The sequence below is a fragment of the Streptomyces fradiae ATCC 10745 = DSM 40063 genome (assembly GCF_008704425.1).
Classification (GTDB): domain Bacteria; phylum Actinomycetota; class Actinomycetes; order Streptomycetales; family Streptomycetaceae; genus Streptomyces; species Streptomyces fradiae.
In genome coordinates, this window is sequence record NZ_CP023696.1 from 6,572,159 (window position 1) to 6,586,758 (window position 14,600).

Annotated in this window: 14 protein-coding genes; 6 read left to right on the forward strand and 8 right to left on the reverse strand. The window is 76.7% G+C overall.

Annotated features, from left to right (window positions below; genetic code table 11):
• Positions 1-4: 4 nt before the first annotated feature.
• Positions 5-1,273 carry a serine hydrolase domain-containing protein gene (locus CP974_RS28650; RefSeq protein WP_051839660.1) on the reverse strand — a complete coding sequence of 423 codons (1,269 nt, stop codon included), beginning with the start codon at positions 1,271-1,273 and terminating at the stop codon, positions 5-7.
• A 490-nt stretch (positions 1,274-1,763) separates the two neighbouring features.
• Between CP974_RS28650 and CP974_RS28655 the strand changes: the two genes are divergently transcribed.
• Both CP974_RS28655 and CP974_RS28660 read left to right on the forward strand, forming a co-directional pair.
• Positions 1,764-3,701: a serine/threonine-protein kinase gene (locus CP974_RS28655; protein WP_223844584.1), complete on the forward strand. Its 1,938-nt coding sequence runs from the start codon at positions 1,764-1,766 to the stop codon at positions 3,699-3,701.
• A 345-nt stretch (positions 3,702-4,046) separates the two neighbouring features.
• Positions 4,047-5,066, forward strand: a complete 1,020-nt coding sequence (locus CP974_RS28660; RefSeq protein ID WP_031134199.1) for a GerMN domain-containing protein — start codon at positions 4,047-4,049, stop codon at positions 5,064-5,066.
• A gap of 55 nt (positions 5,067-5,121) precedes the next feature.
• Here the strand turns inward: CP974_RS28660 and CP974_RS28665 are convergent, their stop codons facing one another.
• Positions 5,122-5,544 carry a winged helix-turn-helix transcriptional regulator gene (locus tag CP974_RS28665; protein WP_031134197.1) on the reverse strand — a complete coding sequence of 141 codons (423 nt, stop codon included), beginning with the start codon at positions 5,542-5,544 and terminating at the stop codon, positions 5,122-5,124.
• 84 nt (positions 5,545-5,628) lie between these two features.
• Here CP974_RS28665 and CP974_RS28670 point away from each other — a divergent pair, with 84 nt between their 5' ends.
• Positions 5,629-6,447, forward strand: coding sequence for a Rossmann-fold NAD(P)-binding domain-containing protein (locus CP974_RS28670; protein WP_031134195.1), 819 nt, complete (start codon positions 5,629-5,631; stop codon positions 6,445-6,447).
• Between the two features lie 260 nt (positions 6,448-6,707).
• Positions 6,708-7,769 carry an ABC-2 transporter permease gene (locus CP974_RS28675; RefSeq protein ID WP_031134193.1) on the forward strand — a complete coding sequence of 354 codons (1,062 nt, stop codon included), beginning with the start codon at positions 6,708-6,710 and terminating at the stop codon, positions 7,767-7,769.
• Positions 7,770-7,933: 164 nt separating this feature from the next.
• Here the strand turns inward: CP974_RS28675 and CP974_RS28680 are convergent, their stop codons facing one another.
• The 3 genes from CP974_RS28680 to CP974_RS28690 all read right to left on the reverse strand — a co-directional run bounded on the left by CP974_RS28680 (position 7,934) and on the right by CP974_RS28690 (position 11,091).
• Complete coding sequence (locus CP974_RS28680; protein ID WP_031134191.1) at positions 7,934-8,563, reverse strand: MBL fold metallo-hydrolase; 630 nt, start codon at positions 8,561-8,563, stop codon at positions 7,934-7,936.
• Positions 8,563-9,648 (reverse strand): S-(hydroxymethyl)mycothiol dehydrogenase, encoded by a 1,086-nt coding sequence (locus tag CP974_RS28685; RefSeq protein WP_031134189.1) that lies wholly within the window; start codon positions 9,646-9,648, stop codon positions 8,563-8,565. The genes CP974_RS28680 and CP974_RS28685 overlap by 1 nt, the downstream gene beginning before the upstream one ends.
• A 222-nt stretch (positions 9,649-9,870) precedes the next feature.
• Positions 9,871-11,091 (reverse strand): macrolide family glycosyltransferase, encoded by a 1,221-nt coding sequence (locus CP974_RS28690; RefSeq protein ID WP_223844583.1) that lies wholly within the window; start codon positions 11,089-11,091, stop codon positions 9,871-9,873.
• Positions 11,092-11,532: 441 nt separating this feature from the next.
• Here CP974_RS28690 and CP974_RS28695 point away from each other — a divergent pair, with 441 nt between their 5' ends.
• Positions 11,533-11,952 (forward strand): PRC-barrel domain-containing protein, encoded by a 420-nt coding sequence (locus CP974_RS28695; RefSeq protein ID WP_031134185.1) that lies wholly within the window; start codon positions 11,533-11,535, stop codon positions 11,950-11,952.
• A gap of 127 nt (positions 11,953-12,079) precedes the next feature.
• On the opposite strand, the gene CP974_RS28700 is transcribed toward CP974_RS28695, so the two are convergent.
• From CP974_RS28700 to CP974_RS28710, 3 genes are all read right to left on the reverse strand, one after another.
• Positions 12,080-12,571 carry an iron chaperone gene (locus tag CP974_RS28700; protein ID WP_031134183.1) on the reverse strand — a complete coding sequence of 164 codons (492 nt, stop codon included), beginning with the start codon at positions 12,569-12,571 and terminating at the stop codon, positions 12,080-12,082.
• A gap of 38 nt (positions 12,572-12,609) precedes the next feature.
• Entirely contained in the window at positions 12,610-13,119 is a 510-nt protein-coding gene (locus tag CP974_RS28705) for a helix-turn-helix transcriptional regulator (RefSeq protein ID WP_031134181.1), read from the reverse strand.
• A gap of 113 nt (positions 13,120-13,232) precedes the next feature.
• A complete protein-coding gene (locus CP974_RS28710; protein ID WP_031134179.1) occupies positions 13,233-13,643 on the reverse strand; it encodes a VOC family protein in 411 nt (136 codons plus the stop codon).
• 261 nt (positions 13,644-13,904) lie between these two features.
• On the opposite strand from CP974_RS28710, the gene CP974_RS28715 reads away from it, so the two are divergent.
• Positions 13,905-14,327 carry a nuclear transport factor 2 family protein gene (locus CP974_RS28715; protein WP_031128625.1) on the forward strand — a complete coding sequence of 141 codons (423 nt, stop codon included), beginning with the start codon at positions 13,905-13,907 and terminating at the stop codon, positions 14,325-14,327.
• Positions 14,328-14,600: the final 273 nt, after the last annotated feature.

Below are 14,600 nucleotides of genomic sequence, written 5' to 3' on the forward strand. Positions count from 1 at the left end.
CCGGTCACGCGCGGCACAGCATCCGCTCGACAAGCCCCTGGAGGGCCTTCTCGGTCGCGAGGAGCCGCCGCTCGTCGGTGGTCCTGCCGCTGAGCGCGATGACGACGGATCGGCTCCCGTCCGCGGTGAGCCCCGTCCTGACCATGGCGCCTTCGAGGTCGCCGTGGTGGCCCCAGCGGTGCCCGCCGCAGCCGAGGGGCTGCCGCATCAGGCCGAGGCCGTAGCGCATGCCGGGCGTGTACCGCTCGTGCTCCGCGTCGACGGGGACCGTGGCGCGCATCGCGGCGAGCTGCGGGGGCGGCAGCAGCCGGCCGCCGAGCAGGGCCGTGAAGAACCGGTCGACGTCGCGGGACGTGGAGACCAGCGCCCCGGCCGGGCCCGCCCACGCCATGGCGCGGACCGTGGTGTCGGTCCAGCCCCCGGACCCCGCGAACCGGTGGTAGGTGCGCGCGTACGGCTCCGGCAGGCGCGGGTCGTCCCCGGGCGCGCGGGTGCCGGTCAGCCCCAGCTCCCGGACGATCCGGTCGCGCACCTCCGCCTCCCAGGGGCGGCCGGTGGCCTTCCGGACGACCTCCCCCAGCAGGAGGTAGCCGGTGTTGGAGTAGCTCCAGCGGGGCGCCGGGTCGCCGGGCGCGGCGGGCGGGAACTCCGGGGCCTGCCGCAGCGCGGCGGCGATCAGCCGCTCCGGTTCCACACCCTCGTACCTGAGCCGCTCGAACTCCGGGGCCGTCCGCCCGGTGAACGCGGTGGAGTCGGCGTCGCGCAGGCCGCTGGTGTGCTGGAGCAGGTGCCGGAGCGTGACGCGGTTCCCGTCGTGGCCGTTCCCGCTGACGACGCCGGGCAGCCAGTGCTCCACCGTGTCGTCCAGGGACAGGCGCCGCTCGGCGGCCAGCCGCAGCACGGTCGCGGCCATGAACGACTTCGTCACGCTGGCGGCCCGGAAGTGGGTGCCGTCGGGCACCGCGCGACCGGTGCCCAGCTCGGCCTCCCCCGCGCTCGCGGCGACCGCGTGCCGCCCGTCCCGCACCCGGACGTGGACGCTGACGGCGCCCGCCGCCTCCAGCAGGGCCGCCGCCTCCCGGCGCAGCCGCCCCTCCGTGAGCGGCGGGGAGCCCTGCGCGGCCCGCGACGCCGGGGGCGCCTGCGCGGTACCCGCCACCCGCGACGGCGTGGTCAGGGACAGGTACAGCGCCAGGGCCGACGCGAGCGCCGCGGCGAGGATCAGTACGAGCACCGCCGTGGGGCTCGGGCGGCGCGGCAGGCTGGGTCGCATCCGTCATCCATAACCCACGGGGAGGGAGCCGGCCCTCGGGCTCACCGGCCGCCCGGCCCCGCTTCACCGGACCTGCCCCACCGCCCGGCGGCAGGGGCCTTCACCGGGCCGCCGCGCGGGCGGTGCCGTGTGACGGGGAGACGGGAGCGGACGGGCGGTGCCGTGTGACGAGGAGACGGGAGCGCACGGGCGGCGCCGTGTGACGAGGAGACGGAAGCGGACGGGCGGCGCCGGGGGAGGGGGACGCGGACGGGCGGCGCAGCGCCGAGCGAGGGGCGCCCTGCGCCGTGGCGTGTGCGGGCACGGCGTACGGGCCCGTCACGGGGCGCCGCGGTGACCCGAGGCTGTGCGCGGGACGGCCGCCCCGCGGAGGTCCGGTGCGGTGCGCCCACGGCCGCGCGACGTCCCGTGCCATTCGCCCACCGGCTGCCGGGCGGAACGCGGCGCCTGCCGCGCGGACCGTCACCGGCGCCGCTTACGATGACCCGCCATGAGCATGAGTGAGGGTGGCAGACCCCTCGTCGACGGACGTTTCGAACTGGTCTCCCGGCTGGGCAGCGGCGGCATGGGCACGGTCTGGCGGGCACGCGACGTGGCCCTGGACCGGGAGGTCGCCCTCAAGGAGGTCCGCCCGCCCGACCCGGCCGTCGAGGCGGCCAGCCCCGGACTCGCCGCGCAGCTGCGCGCCCGCGCCGTCCGCGAGGCCAGGGCACTCGCCCGGCTGTCGAACCCCCACGTCGTGACGATCCACCACATCGTCGAGCCCGCCGACGGCTCCCACCCCTGGATCGTCATGGAGCTGGTCGAGGGCAGCTCCGTCCACGAGCGGCTCGCCCGCGGCCCCATGCCCGTTCCCGAGGTGACCCGCCTCGGACTGGAGATCCTCTCCGCGCTCCGCGCCGCCCACGCGGCCGGCATCCACCACCGGGACGTGAAGCCCGCCAACGTACTGCTGCGCCCGGACGGGGCCGCCGTCCTCACCGACTTCGGCATCGCGGCCCTCTCCGAGTCGACGTCCCGGCTCACCTCGACCGGCGACCTCATCGGCTCACCGGAGTTCATCGCGCCCGAGCGCGTGCGCGGCGAGGAGGGCAACCCGGCCTCCGACCTGTGGTCGCTCGGCATGCTGCTGTACGTGGCGGCCGAGGGCCACCACCCGTTCCGCAGGGCGACCAGCCTGGCGACCGTGGTCGCCGTCCTGGACGACCCGATACCGCCCCCGGTCAGGTCGGGCGCGCTCGGGCCCGTCCTCGACCGGCTCCTGGTCCGCGACCCGGCGCTTCGCCCCGACGGGGCGGAACTGGAGCGGCTGCTGCGCGAGGCGGCGGCCCGTCCGGGCACGGCCCCGTACGACGCCCCGGACCACCCCGCCCCGGACCGCCCGCGGCCCGACCACCGGCCCGGCGGGCGGCCTGACGACCGGTCCGCCGACCACCTCCACGACCACCCCGGCGAGCGCCCCGGCCAGAGCGCCGGCACCCCGCAGGCCGCCCCCCGGCCCGCGGCCACGCCCGGCCCCACCGCCCACACCCCGCCGTCCGGGCACCCCACCACCCCCGGCCACGCCCCGCACGTGGCCAAGGAGCCGTTCCCCGGGCCGGGTGCCACCCCGTACGGCTCCCACCCCGCGTACGCGGGCGCGCAGGGCGCGCACGCGACGTGGTCGCCGCACGCCCCCGTGCCGAACGGCCGGTTCGGGCCGCCCGTGCCCCCCGCCCGCCGCCCGGCGGGCCGCCGCGTGGCCGTCGCCCTCGCGTCGGCCGCGGCCGTCACCGCCGCGGCCGTCGCCGCGCTCAACTGGCCGTCCGGTGACGGCCGCGACGGCGAGGCCGGGCGGGCCGCCCCGGCGTCGAGCGCCGCCCCGCGCGCCGCCGTGCCCGCGGCGCCCGGCGCCGGGGGCGCCTCCCCGCTCCCCGCCGGTGCGGCCGGCGCCTCCCCTGAGCCCGGCGGCGCCCGCCAGGCGGCCGCGGGCACGCTCCTGACCCCGGCGAACGTCCGCACCGTCCTGGCCGCCTTCCGGGCGGCGAGCGGCAACGGGCAGGTCAAGACCGTCACGTTCTACGAGGAGTACGCGCTGGCCGAGATCCCCACCAAGCCCGGGGCGAAGACGTACGACCGGTACCAGTACCGCGACGGCGTCGCGCGCAAGTCCGGGCCGGGCGGCACCATCGCCTCCGGCTCGCCCGACGAGCAGCCCTTCGACGCGACCGCCCTCGACTGGGACACCCTCCCGGCGCTGATGCGGCGCGGCGAGAAGGAACTCAACGTGGACGCCCCGGACACGCGGTACGTCATCGTCGACCGGTGGACCTTCAACGCCGACCAGCCGACGCTCCGCTTCTACCTCTCCAACGAGTACCGGGCGTCCGGGTACCTCGCCGCCGACGGCAGCGGCAAGGTCGTCGCCTCGTACCCCGCGGAAGGCTAGCGTCCCCCGGCGCACGCCTCCCCGGCGCACGCCTCCCCGACGTGCGCCTCCCCGCGCCGGAAGACGCCCGCACCGCGTCCCGCCGCCCGGCCGTGCGACCGGTCCGTGAGCGGCGGACGCGGAGCCCTTCCACGAGGCGGCACCTCCCGGACGCACCGCCCCCGCGCGACCGGTCCATGACCGACCGTGTCGTGTCCCGGGCTCCCGCGGCCACGCGACGGCGTGAGCCGGACACTTTCGGACGATGGTGGTCGAAGGCGGCTACAGCACCCGAAGGGTGGGGTAGTCGTCCCTTCCCCACGCCGGCCGCGAAGGTGCCCCCGACGGGGGCGCGAGGAGACTGCCATGGCATTTCGGACCCGTACGACATCCGCGCGGCCCCGTACGGCGCCCGCGCGGCCCCGGTGCTCGCGCAAGGCGCCGCTCGCCTCCGCGCTGGCCCTCGCGCTCGCGCTCTCCGCGTGTGCGGCGGGCACGGGCGGAGGCGGGGCCGGCGCGGCCGACCGGACGCCGCGTACCGGGTCGGCCGCGCCGCAGGACCCCGCCGCCACCCCGGCCGCACCCTCGGCCTCCGGCACGCGCTCACCGGGCGGTACGGCACCGCCGCCGACGGCCCCGGCCCCCGGCCCCACCACCCCGCCCGCCGAGGGCAGGCAGGTGCGGACCGGCGTCTACTTCCTGCACGGCGAACGGGTCTCGCCCGCACCCCGCTCCGTCACCGCCCCCGCCACCGTGGCCGGCGCCCTGCGCGCCCTCCTGGCCGGCCCGAACCCCCGGGAGCGCGGCCACGGCAGGACGACGGCGATCCCCGAGGGGACGCGGCTGCGCTCCCTCGCCGTACGCGACGGCGTCGCCACCGTGGACCTGACCGGCCGGTACGACGACGGGGGCGGCACCCTCTCGATGCGCGCGCGGCTCGCCCAGGTCGTCTTCACGGCCACACGCTTCCCGGCCGTCACATCGGTGCGGTTCGCGCTGGACGGCGGGCCGGTGACCCGGTTCGGCGGGGAGGGCGTCGACCTCGCACGGCCGGTGGGGCGGGCCGACTTCGAGGACCTGACACCGGCGGTGCTGGTCGAGTCGCCGATGATCGGCGACACCGTGCGCGGCCCGGTCAGGGTGTGGGGCACCGCCAACACCTTCGAGGCGTCCTTCGGCCTGCGGATCACCGACGCGGACGGGCACACGGCGGCGCACACCCCCGTCATGGCGACCTCGGGGAACGGCGTGCGCGGGACCTTCGACCTGACGGTCCGCCTCCAGGGCTTCCGCGAGGGCCCGGGCACCCTGACGGCCCTGTGGGACGACCCCGAGCAGGAGCGCCTCGTCTCCGAGGCCACGGTCCCGCTGACCCTGCGGCGCTGACGCACCGTCCGGGGGCGGCGGGCGTACCGACGCCGTCGCGTCCGGCCGGGAGGGCCTACCGGATGTCGTGGCCGGGGTGGGCCAGGTCGTACGCGTGCCGGGCCTCGGCGATGGCGGCGCGGTGGGCGAGGGACCAGTCGGCGAGCGCCTTGACCAGGTGGGTGATGCCCGCCCCGGTGTCGGTCAGGCGGTAGTCGACCTGGGCCGGGACGGTCGGGTACACGGTGCGCAGGACCAGCCCGTCGCGTTCCAGCCTGCGCACGGTGAGGGTGAGCATGCGCTGGGAGATGCCGTCGACGGCGCGCTGCAGCTCCCGGAAGCGGCGCGGCCCGCGGGCGAGTTCGACGATCACAAGGACCGACCACTTGTCCCCGATGCGGTCCAGGACGTCGCGGATCCCGCAGTCGGGGTGCTCCTCGCGCCCGCACGGGTCGAGGTCCGCGGGCGGGGTGGTTACCCGGGTGTGCGTGGGTGACATCGAACTGCCTCCTTGTGGCCGGTGCGCGGTCGGATCAGGATCAACCGTAGTTACCGAAGAGAACCACTACGGAGGACGTACGACATGATCCTGGTGACCGGAGCCAACGGGAACCTCGCCTCGGCCGCTCTCGCCGCGCTGCGCGCCCGCGGTGCGGCGGCGACCGGCGGCAGCCGCACCCCGGGCGCGGGGACGCGGCGCCTCGACTTCGACGACCCGGCCGGCATTGACTTCGCCGGGGTGTCGACCCTGCTGCTGGTCTCCGCCGGATACGCCGAGGACGACCAGGTCGTACGGAGGCACGCGGCCGCCCTGGACGCCGCCGTCCGCGACGGCGTCCGGCACGTCGTCTACACGAGCCTGACCGCCGCCGGCGACCACCTCGGTTTCGCACTGGCGCACCGGGCGACCGAGCGGCTCCTGCGCGCCTGCGGCCTGCCGTGGACGATCCTGCGCAACGGCCTGTACGCCGAACTCTTCGGCGGTCTGCTGATGTGGGCCGGCGAGGGGGTGGAGTCCCCGTTCGGCGACGGCGCGCTGGCCGCGGTCGTCCGCGCGGACCTCGCCGAGGCCGCCGCGGTCGTCGCGGCGGAGGCGGAGCGGCACACCGGGCGCACCTACGAGCTGACCGGCACGCCGGTCACGGCGGCGTCCGTGGCCGACCGGCTCGGCGTCCCGCACCGGACCATCGGCCTGGCCGAGTACCGGCGCAGGCTCGCCGGGATGCCGGAGCTGCTGCCGTTCCAGCCGCCCATGCTCGCCTCGATCGCGACCGGCGTCCGGCACGGCTTCCTGGACGGGATCGGCGCGGACCTCGCCGGCCTCCTCGGACGACCCGCGCGCGACCCCCTGGCCGCGGCCGTCGCGTCCGCGTCCGCCGCGAGGCCGGTCGCGGCCCGGTGACGGCGAGCGGCACGCGCCCCGCCCCGGCGGCCCTCCCGCGCCCCGCCCCGGCCCGCCTCCCGTGTGGTGTGCCCGGCCGGCCGGCCGCCCCGGCCTGAGCCGTGCCCGCCCTCCCGCGGCGGCGCCCTTCCCGCGCGGCGGGCCCGCGCCCTTCGGATGACCCGTACGACGTCCCGGTGGCACCCGCATGACGGCCTCTCACGTGCCGGGTGCGCCCCCCTGTGCCAGGGTCGTGCCCGGTGGGAAGGAGGGCGCGCGGGATGACCGAGACGCCCCACGGCGGCCACGGCAGGCCGCCCACACGCGGCGAGCGCTGGGCCCGGCTGCGCGGATCGCCCCTGTTCCCGGCCGCCGTCCTGGTGCTGATCATCGCGGCGGCGGCCGGGCTGTTCGCGGGCTCGTACACGTACTCCATGGCCGACCCGACCCCGCGCGCCATCCCGGCGGCGGTGGTCGGCGCGTACGAGGGGGAGCGCGGCCAGGCGTTCCTGGACGGCATGGACGAGGCCCTCAACGCGTCGGTGCGGGTCCGTGCCTACGACAGCCTCGCGGAGGCCCGGCTGGCCGTCGAGGAGCAGGAGGTCTTCGCCGTCTTCGAGGTGCGCGACGGCGGGCGCGCCGTGGTCGTGGACGTCTCGGGCGCGTCGGGCGCCTCGGTGGCCCAGGTGCTCGCCGAGGCCGCGCCCGCCGCAGGCCGGGAGGCGGGCGTCGCGGTGACCGTACGGGACGTCAAGCCCCTGCAGCCCGGCGACCCGCGGGGGCTCGCCGTCTTCTACGTCTCCCTGGCCGCCGTGATCATCGGTTTCGTCGGGGCGATCCAGCTGAGCGTGCACGCGCGGGAGCTCGACCCGCTGGAGCGCATCGCCGTCACCGTCGCGTACGCGCTGCTCGGCGGCTTCGCCATCGCCGCCGCCGTGGACTGGCTGCTGGGCGCGCTCGCTCTGCCGTTCGTCGAGTCCTGGCTGATCCTGGCGCTGACGATGTTCGCCAGCGGCATGGTGTTCACCATGTTCAACACCCTGATCGGGCGCTGGGCGATGCTGCCGACCTGGGGCCTGATGGTGCTGCTCGGCAACCCCTCGTCCGGCGGCGCGGTCTCCTGGCCGCTGCTGCCGTCCCCGCTGGGCACGATCGGCAAGTGGCTGCCGCCCGGCGCCTCGGTCAGCGCCCAGCACACGGCCGTGTACTTCCCCGGGCACCAGCACGCCTTCCCGTTCCTGGTCCTGGGGGGATGGGCGCTGGTGTCCTGCGCGGTGTTCTGGACCTGGCGCCACCGGCACCCCGGCGGACGCGGCCACCACGCCGCACACGCCGCCGACTGACCTGCGGGGCGGCGGGCGCGGGCCCCGGTGGGCGTGCGAGCCCGTCGACGCGCACGCCCACCGGACCCCGGACCGCCGGACCCCGGACCGCCGGACCCCGGACCGCCGGTGGTCCGGGACCGGCGGCGGTCCGGACCCGAGGGGCGGGCTCCGGCTGGGGCCGTTCAGTGGCCCCGCTTGACCCACTCGTCGAGCGCGGGCGCCTCTGCCCCGATCGTGGTGCTCTCGCCGTGCCCCGTGCGGACCACCGTCTCCGGCGGCAGGGAGAGCAGCCGGTCGCGGATCGAGTCGATGATGGTGGGGAAGTGGGAGAAGGACCGCCCGGTGGCCCCGGGCCCGCCGGCGAAGAGCGTGTCGCCGGTGAAGACCGTCCCCAGGGCGGGGGCGTACAGGCTCACCGCGCCGGGGGCGTGACCCGGCGTGTGCAGGACGGTCAGCTCGGTCCCGGCGACCGACAGGGTCTGACCGTCGGCGAGTTCGCCGTCCGGCAGCCGGTCGGGGTGGGTCAGCTTCCACAGCGGCAGGTCGTCGGGGTGGAGCAGCACCGGGGCGCCGGTCGCCGCGGCCAGCGCGGGCGCGGCGTTGACGTGGTCGTCGTGCGCGTGGGTGCAGACGACGGCCCGCAGCGCCCGCCCGCCGAGGGCGGCCACGATGGCGTCGGCGTCGTGAGCGGCGTCGACGACGATCGCCTCCGAGTCGTCGCCGACGATCCACACGTTGTTGTCGACGTCCCAGGTGCCGCCGTCCAGCGAGAACGTGCCGGAGGTGACCAGTTGCTCGACGCGGGCGGCCATCAGAGGACCACCACCGAGCGCAGCACGTCGCCCTCGTGCATCCGGGCGAACGCCTTCTCGACGTCGTCGAGGCCGATCGTCTCGGTGACGAACGCCCCGAGGTCGATGCGGCCCTGCTGGTGCAGGTCGACGAGCATCGGGAAGTCACGGGACGGCAGGCAGTCGCCGTACCAGGACGACTTGAGCGCGCCGCCGCGGCCGAAGACGTCGAGGAGCGGCAGCTCCAGCTTCATCTCCGGGGTGGGGACACCGACGAGGACGACGGTGCCGGCGAGGTCGCGGGCGTAGAACGCCTGGTGGTACGTCTCCGGCCGGCCGACCGCCTCGATGACGACGTCGGCGCCGAACCCGCCGGTCAGCTCGCGGACGGCCGCCACGGGGTCGGTGTCGCGGCTGTTGACGGTGTGGGTGGCGCCCATGGCCCGGGCGGTCTCCAGCTTCCGGTCGTCGATGTCGACGGCGATGATCCGGGCCGCGCCGGCGAGGCGGGAGCCGACGACCGCCGCGTCCCCGACGCCGCCGCAGCCGATGACGGCGACCGTGTCGCCCCGGCCGACCTCCCCGGTGTTGAGGGCCGCGCCGATGCCGGCCATCACCCCGCAGCCGAGCAGCCCCGCGACGGCCGGGGACACGGACGGGTCCACCTTGGTGCACTGGCCGGCGGCGACGAGGGTCTTCTCGGCGAACGCGCCGATCCCGAGCGCGGCGGACAGTTCGGTGCCGTCCGCCAGCGTCATCTTCTGCGTGGCGTTGTGGGTGTCGAAGCAGTACCAGGGCCGGCCGCGCCGGCAGGCCCGGCACTTCCCGCACACGGCACGCCAGTTGAGGATCACGAAGTCGCCGGGTGCGACGTCGGTGACGTCCGGGCCGACCGACTCCACCACGCCCGCGGCCTCGTGGCCGAGGAGGAAGGGGAAGTCGTCGTTGATGCCGCCCTGCTTGTAGTGCAGGTCGGTGTGGCAGACCCCGCACGCCTGCACCTTGACCACCGCCTCGCCGGGGCCGGGGTCCGGGACGACGATCGTCTCCACCCGCACGGGCTCGTTCTTCCCCGGGGCCACGACCCCTCGGACCTGCTGTGCCATCGCGGCATGTCCTTTCCTCGGTACCGGTGTGCCGGTACAGGTGTACGGCACCACTATCGCGGTCGGGCCGGTGCGGGCGCGAGCGCGTCGGCGCGCGCCCGCACGACCGGCGGTCCGGGCCCCACATGCCCCTCGGCCGGGCCGTACGGGCCCCGGGCCGGGGCCGTACACGCCCCGCGTGCACGGCCGGGTGGGCGCCGCGTACGGCCCCGGGCTCCGGGATCAGCCCAGCGCGTCCTCGACGAGGTCGGCGGCGCGCGAGGTACCGCCCTCGGCCCGCGCCGCGGCCCGCAGGCGCGCCGAGCGGCGGGCGACCTCCGGGTCGCCGACCAGGTCGTGCAGCGCCGCCCGCAGCGCCCCGGCGGAGGCGTCCGGGGTGTCGATGCGGCGGGCCACGCCCAGCTCCACGAGCCGGTCGGCGTTCATGAACTGGTCGGCGGCCTGCGGCACGGCGATCATCGGCACGCCCGCCAGCAGTCCTTCGCCGCAGCCGCCCATCCCGGCGTGGGTGACGAAGGCGTCCGCCTGCGCCAGGATCTCCCGCTGCGGCACCCAGTCGTGCACCTCGACGTTGGACGGCACGGTGCCGAGCTCCCGCGGGTCGGTGTACTTGCCGATCTGGAGGACGACATGCCATCCGGGCAGGTCGCCGTAGGCCGCCAGGCACCGGCGGTAGAACTCCGGACGGCGGGTGAACGCCGAGCCGAGGGAGATCAGCAGGACGTTCTCCGCGTGCGCCGGCCGGGTCCAGCCGCCGGCGCCCGCCCCCGCGGCCCCGCCGGTGTCCGCGCCGATGTCGAAGCAGGGGCCGACGAAGGTGACCGTACCGGTGTCGACCCGGTCGGCGTACGGCTGCATCGCCCGGGTGATCAGGGCGAGGGTCCGCGCGGGCCGGCCGGCGAAGAGGTCCATGTCGGTGGTGGTCGCGCCGCACTCCGCGAGCCACCGCGCGAACCTCGCCCGGTAGGCGTCGGCCCCCGGCAGCCGCCACAGTCCGGCCGCCACCTCGTCCCCGTAGCCCTCCCAGGCCACGAACGTCGGGGACAGCTGCACCACCGGCCGGCCCTGCGCCTCGGCGAGGGCGCGCGCCGCGTACGCGCCGATGTCGTACAGGTACACGTCCGCAGGATCGCGGTCGTAGACGGCGCGCAGCCGGGGGAGTGCCTGCACGGCGTCGTCGAGGAAGAGGCCCATCGCGGCGACGGGGTCCTCGGGCCAGTCGTTGTCGGCGACCGGCAGCACGGAGCGGCAGGCAACCGGTTCGGCGCCGGTCGGCGCGATCAGGTCGGCCACCGCCGGGTCGTTGGCGTACGTCACGCGGTGGCCGCGGGCCACCAGTTCCCGGATGACCTCCAGGCTGGGCAGGACGTGGCTGACGGCCGGGATGCCGACCATCGCGATGTGGGCGCGGCGACGGGACGGGCGGGACGGGCGAGGGGACATGGGGGATCACTCGATTCCAGGTCTACGGCGGAGGCGGACACGGCGGTCCGGCGCGGCGGCCTCCGACGGGCGACCCGGGATCGCCCCGGTCGGCCGGGGGAGCCCTGGCCGAGGAGCCCTGGGGGCGAGCGGACACCCTGGTCGGGGTCGGCCCGGGTGGCGGAGGGAGCGCGCACGCGGATGTGCCGGACGGGACGCGGGGCGGTGCCCCGGCCGTGTCAGCCGTAGATCTGGAAGAGGTGCATGCCGGCGACTCTACCGTCGGTCGGGCGTTCGGTCACCGGATTTCCGGTCGGCCTCTCCGCCCGCCCGGCCCCCGCGGGCAACGGCCCGCGAACGGAGCGGTTTCACCGGCTCGCCGGCGGATATCCGGGTGTCGGCCGAACCACCCACCGCGCCGCTCCCGCAGCGGCGGCGGTCCGCAGCAGGAAGGACCACCCCATGGCGAATCCCGGCATCCCCGTGCTCAAGAAGATCAGCGAGTCCGGCCAGTCGGTCGGCAGCCCCGAGGAGGACGTGCGGGGCCGCACCGTCGTCAACGCGGCCGGCGAGAAGCTGGGCACCGTCGAGGACCTGCTCATCGACGAGGCGGAGGGCAAGGTCCGCTTCCTGCTCGTCGAACACGGGGGCTTCCTCGGCATCGGCCAGAAGAAGACGTTCATCCCGGTCGACGCGGTCTCGGCCGTCGCTGACGACGAGGTCCGGGTCGACCGGTCGCGGGAGCAGGTCTCCGGCGCGCCCGCGTACGATCCCGACCTGGTGGAGCAGGACCGGTACGCGCACGACGTCTACCAGCACTTCGACGTGGCCCCCTTCTGGGGGCCCGGGTACGTCTATCCGACCTTCCCCCGGACCCACTGAGCCGGCGCCGGGCGGTGGCGGGCCCCGCGCGGCACCGCTCCGCGGGGCCGTTTGGGGCAGCGGCGCCCCGGACCGCGCCCTCCGCTCGCGGGAGGCGCCGGCCGGGGCGCCGCTGCCGTACCGGAACTCAGGCGACCGCCCGCGCCAGGAGTTCCGTGAGGAACCGCTCCTCGGTTTCGGTCAGCTCCCTCAGGGCGTAGGCGACCGGCCACACGGCGCCGTCGTCGAGCGCCGCCTGGTCGCTGAAGCCGAGTGTGGCGTACCGCGTCCTGAACTTCCCGGCACCCTGGAAGTGGCAGACGACCTTGCCGTCCCTGGCGTAGGCGGGCATTCCGTACCAGAGCCTGGGCGCGAGCTCCGGGGCCGCCCGCCGGACCAGGGCGTGGACCCGCTCGGCGAGCACCCGGTCGGCCTCCGGCATCTCGGCGATCTTCGCCAGGACCTCCTGCTCCGCCGCGGCCGCCTTCTCCGCCCGCGTGGCCCGCGAACCGCGCCGCGCCGCAGCCCGCCTGACCTCCTGGGCGTGCTCCTTCATGGCGGCGCGCTCCTCGGCGGTGAACCCGCCGTGTCCCTCCCCGGCCGTGTCGGGGCTTCCGGCGGACGGCTTCCGGTGCTGCATGGCGGCTTCCTCTCGCAGGGCTTGCGCTGGTGTGCCCCTCACGCTACGGACCCGGCGGCCCGCGGGGCTTCTCGATTCCTGACCGGTATCGCCGCCCGCCTCGCCACGGCCGCCGGCCCACCGCCCGGCGCGTGCCCCGGGTCCGCCGCCGTGCCCGCCGTCCCGCCCTCCGCCGTGTCCGCCGCGTTGAGCCGGAAGAGTGCGGGGGACACCCCCACGAGTCCGGTGAAGCGGGCGGTGAACGCGGGGAGCGACGTGCAGCCCACCGCGAGGGCCACCTCGGCGACGCCGAGGTCGCCACGCCGGAGCAGCGCGGTCGCCCGCTCGATCCGGCGCGTCAGCAGGTACCCGTGGGGCGAACGGCCGTACGCGGCCCGGAACAGCCGGCCGAGGTGCCCGGCGGGCACGCCCGCGTCACGGGCGAGCGCCACCACGTCCAGCGGCCTCGCGTACTCCCTGTCGATCCGGTCGCGGACGCGGCGCAACCGCGCCAGCTCCGCCAGGTACTGCGCCTGGACGCGCGCCCTGCGCCACCCGGGCCTGCACATGCGCGTACTCCTCTCTCACGAACGGCGGTCACGTCGGCGGGCGTCCGCCGAGCTGCCGGGAGGACCGCCCGCCGGACACCGGCCCGACCGCGAGCCGGGGACGGGCCGACCGGTCAGCGCAGCTCCTGAATGCGGATCATGTTGCCCGCAGGGTCGCGGAACGCGCAGTCCCGGACGCCGTACGGCTGCTCGGTGGGCTCCTGGACCACCTCGGCGTCGCCCGCCTCGACCCGCGCGAACGTGGCGTCGAGGTCCGGGGTGGCCAGCAGGATCCAGCCGTAGGTGCCCTTGGCCATCATCTCCGCGATGGTGCGGCGCTCGTCCTCGGTGACGCCCGGATCGGCCGCGGGGGGTGCCAGGAGGAGGGACGTGCCCGGCTGACCGGGCGGGCCGACGGTGATCCAGCGCATCCTGCCCTGGCCGACGTCGCCGCGGACCTCGAAGCCGAGGACGTCGCGGTAGAAGGCGAGCGAGGCGTCCGGATCGTCGTGCGGCAGGGCGGCGGTGTGAATGGTGAGGTTCATGAGGGCCACGCTAGGGCCGGTACGGCGCTCCGCGCTTCTCCGATCGTGACCGTCTCGGTGGGGGCCGTGGGCGATCCCGCCACCGGGGCCTTACCTCCCGGGTAATCGACCCCTCCACCCGGCCGCGGCAGGATCGGCCGTGTCACCGGGACCCGCCGGAACCCGCCGCAGCCCAGCGAGGAGAGCACCATGTCCGCAGCCCCCACCGCCCCCACCGCCCCCACCGCCCCCACCGCCCCCACGGCGACCCCGGCGCCCCCGATGACCGGCGCGGAGGCCGCCGCGGAGGCCACCCGCGCCGTCGTCCGGGAGTTCCTCGCGGCCCGGCTCGCCGGGGACACCGAGCGGCTCGTCGCGCTCTTCGCCGACGAGGTCGACTGGCAGCTCGCCGAGAACCCCGCCGTACCGTGGATCCGGCCGCGCAGGACCGGCGCGGAGTGCGCCGCGCAGGGGGCGGAGCTGATGGAGCACACCGTGCCCGAGGAGGCGCGCGCCACGGTCGACGCCGTCCTGGTGGACGGCGCCGACGCCGTTCTGACGGGGCGCCTGTCGGGGACCGTACGGGCGACGGGGAAGTCCTTCGAGGGCCCGTTCGCCCTGCGCCTCACCGTCGAGGACGGCCGGATCACCCGGCACCACCTGTACGAGGACGGCCTGTCCATCGCCGAGGCGTGCACCCCCTGAGGCGGCGCCGCCCCCATGTCCGCGCGGGGACGAGGGGGGAGGGAGCGGCGCGTTCCGGCGCCCGTCGTACGAGGTCGCGGATCGGGTCCGCGCACGGCAGAGCCGGGGCTCGGCCGCGACCCGCGCCGCGGACGGCGGCGGGCGCACCGGCCCGGGACCGGACCCGCGAGCCCGCCGGGCGGCCGGCCGGAACCCGGCATGGGACCGCGCGAGCCCGCGGATCGGACCGCGCGAGCCCGCGGACCGGCACGAGCCGTCGGCGGCGCCGGCCGG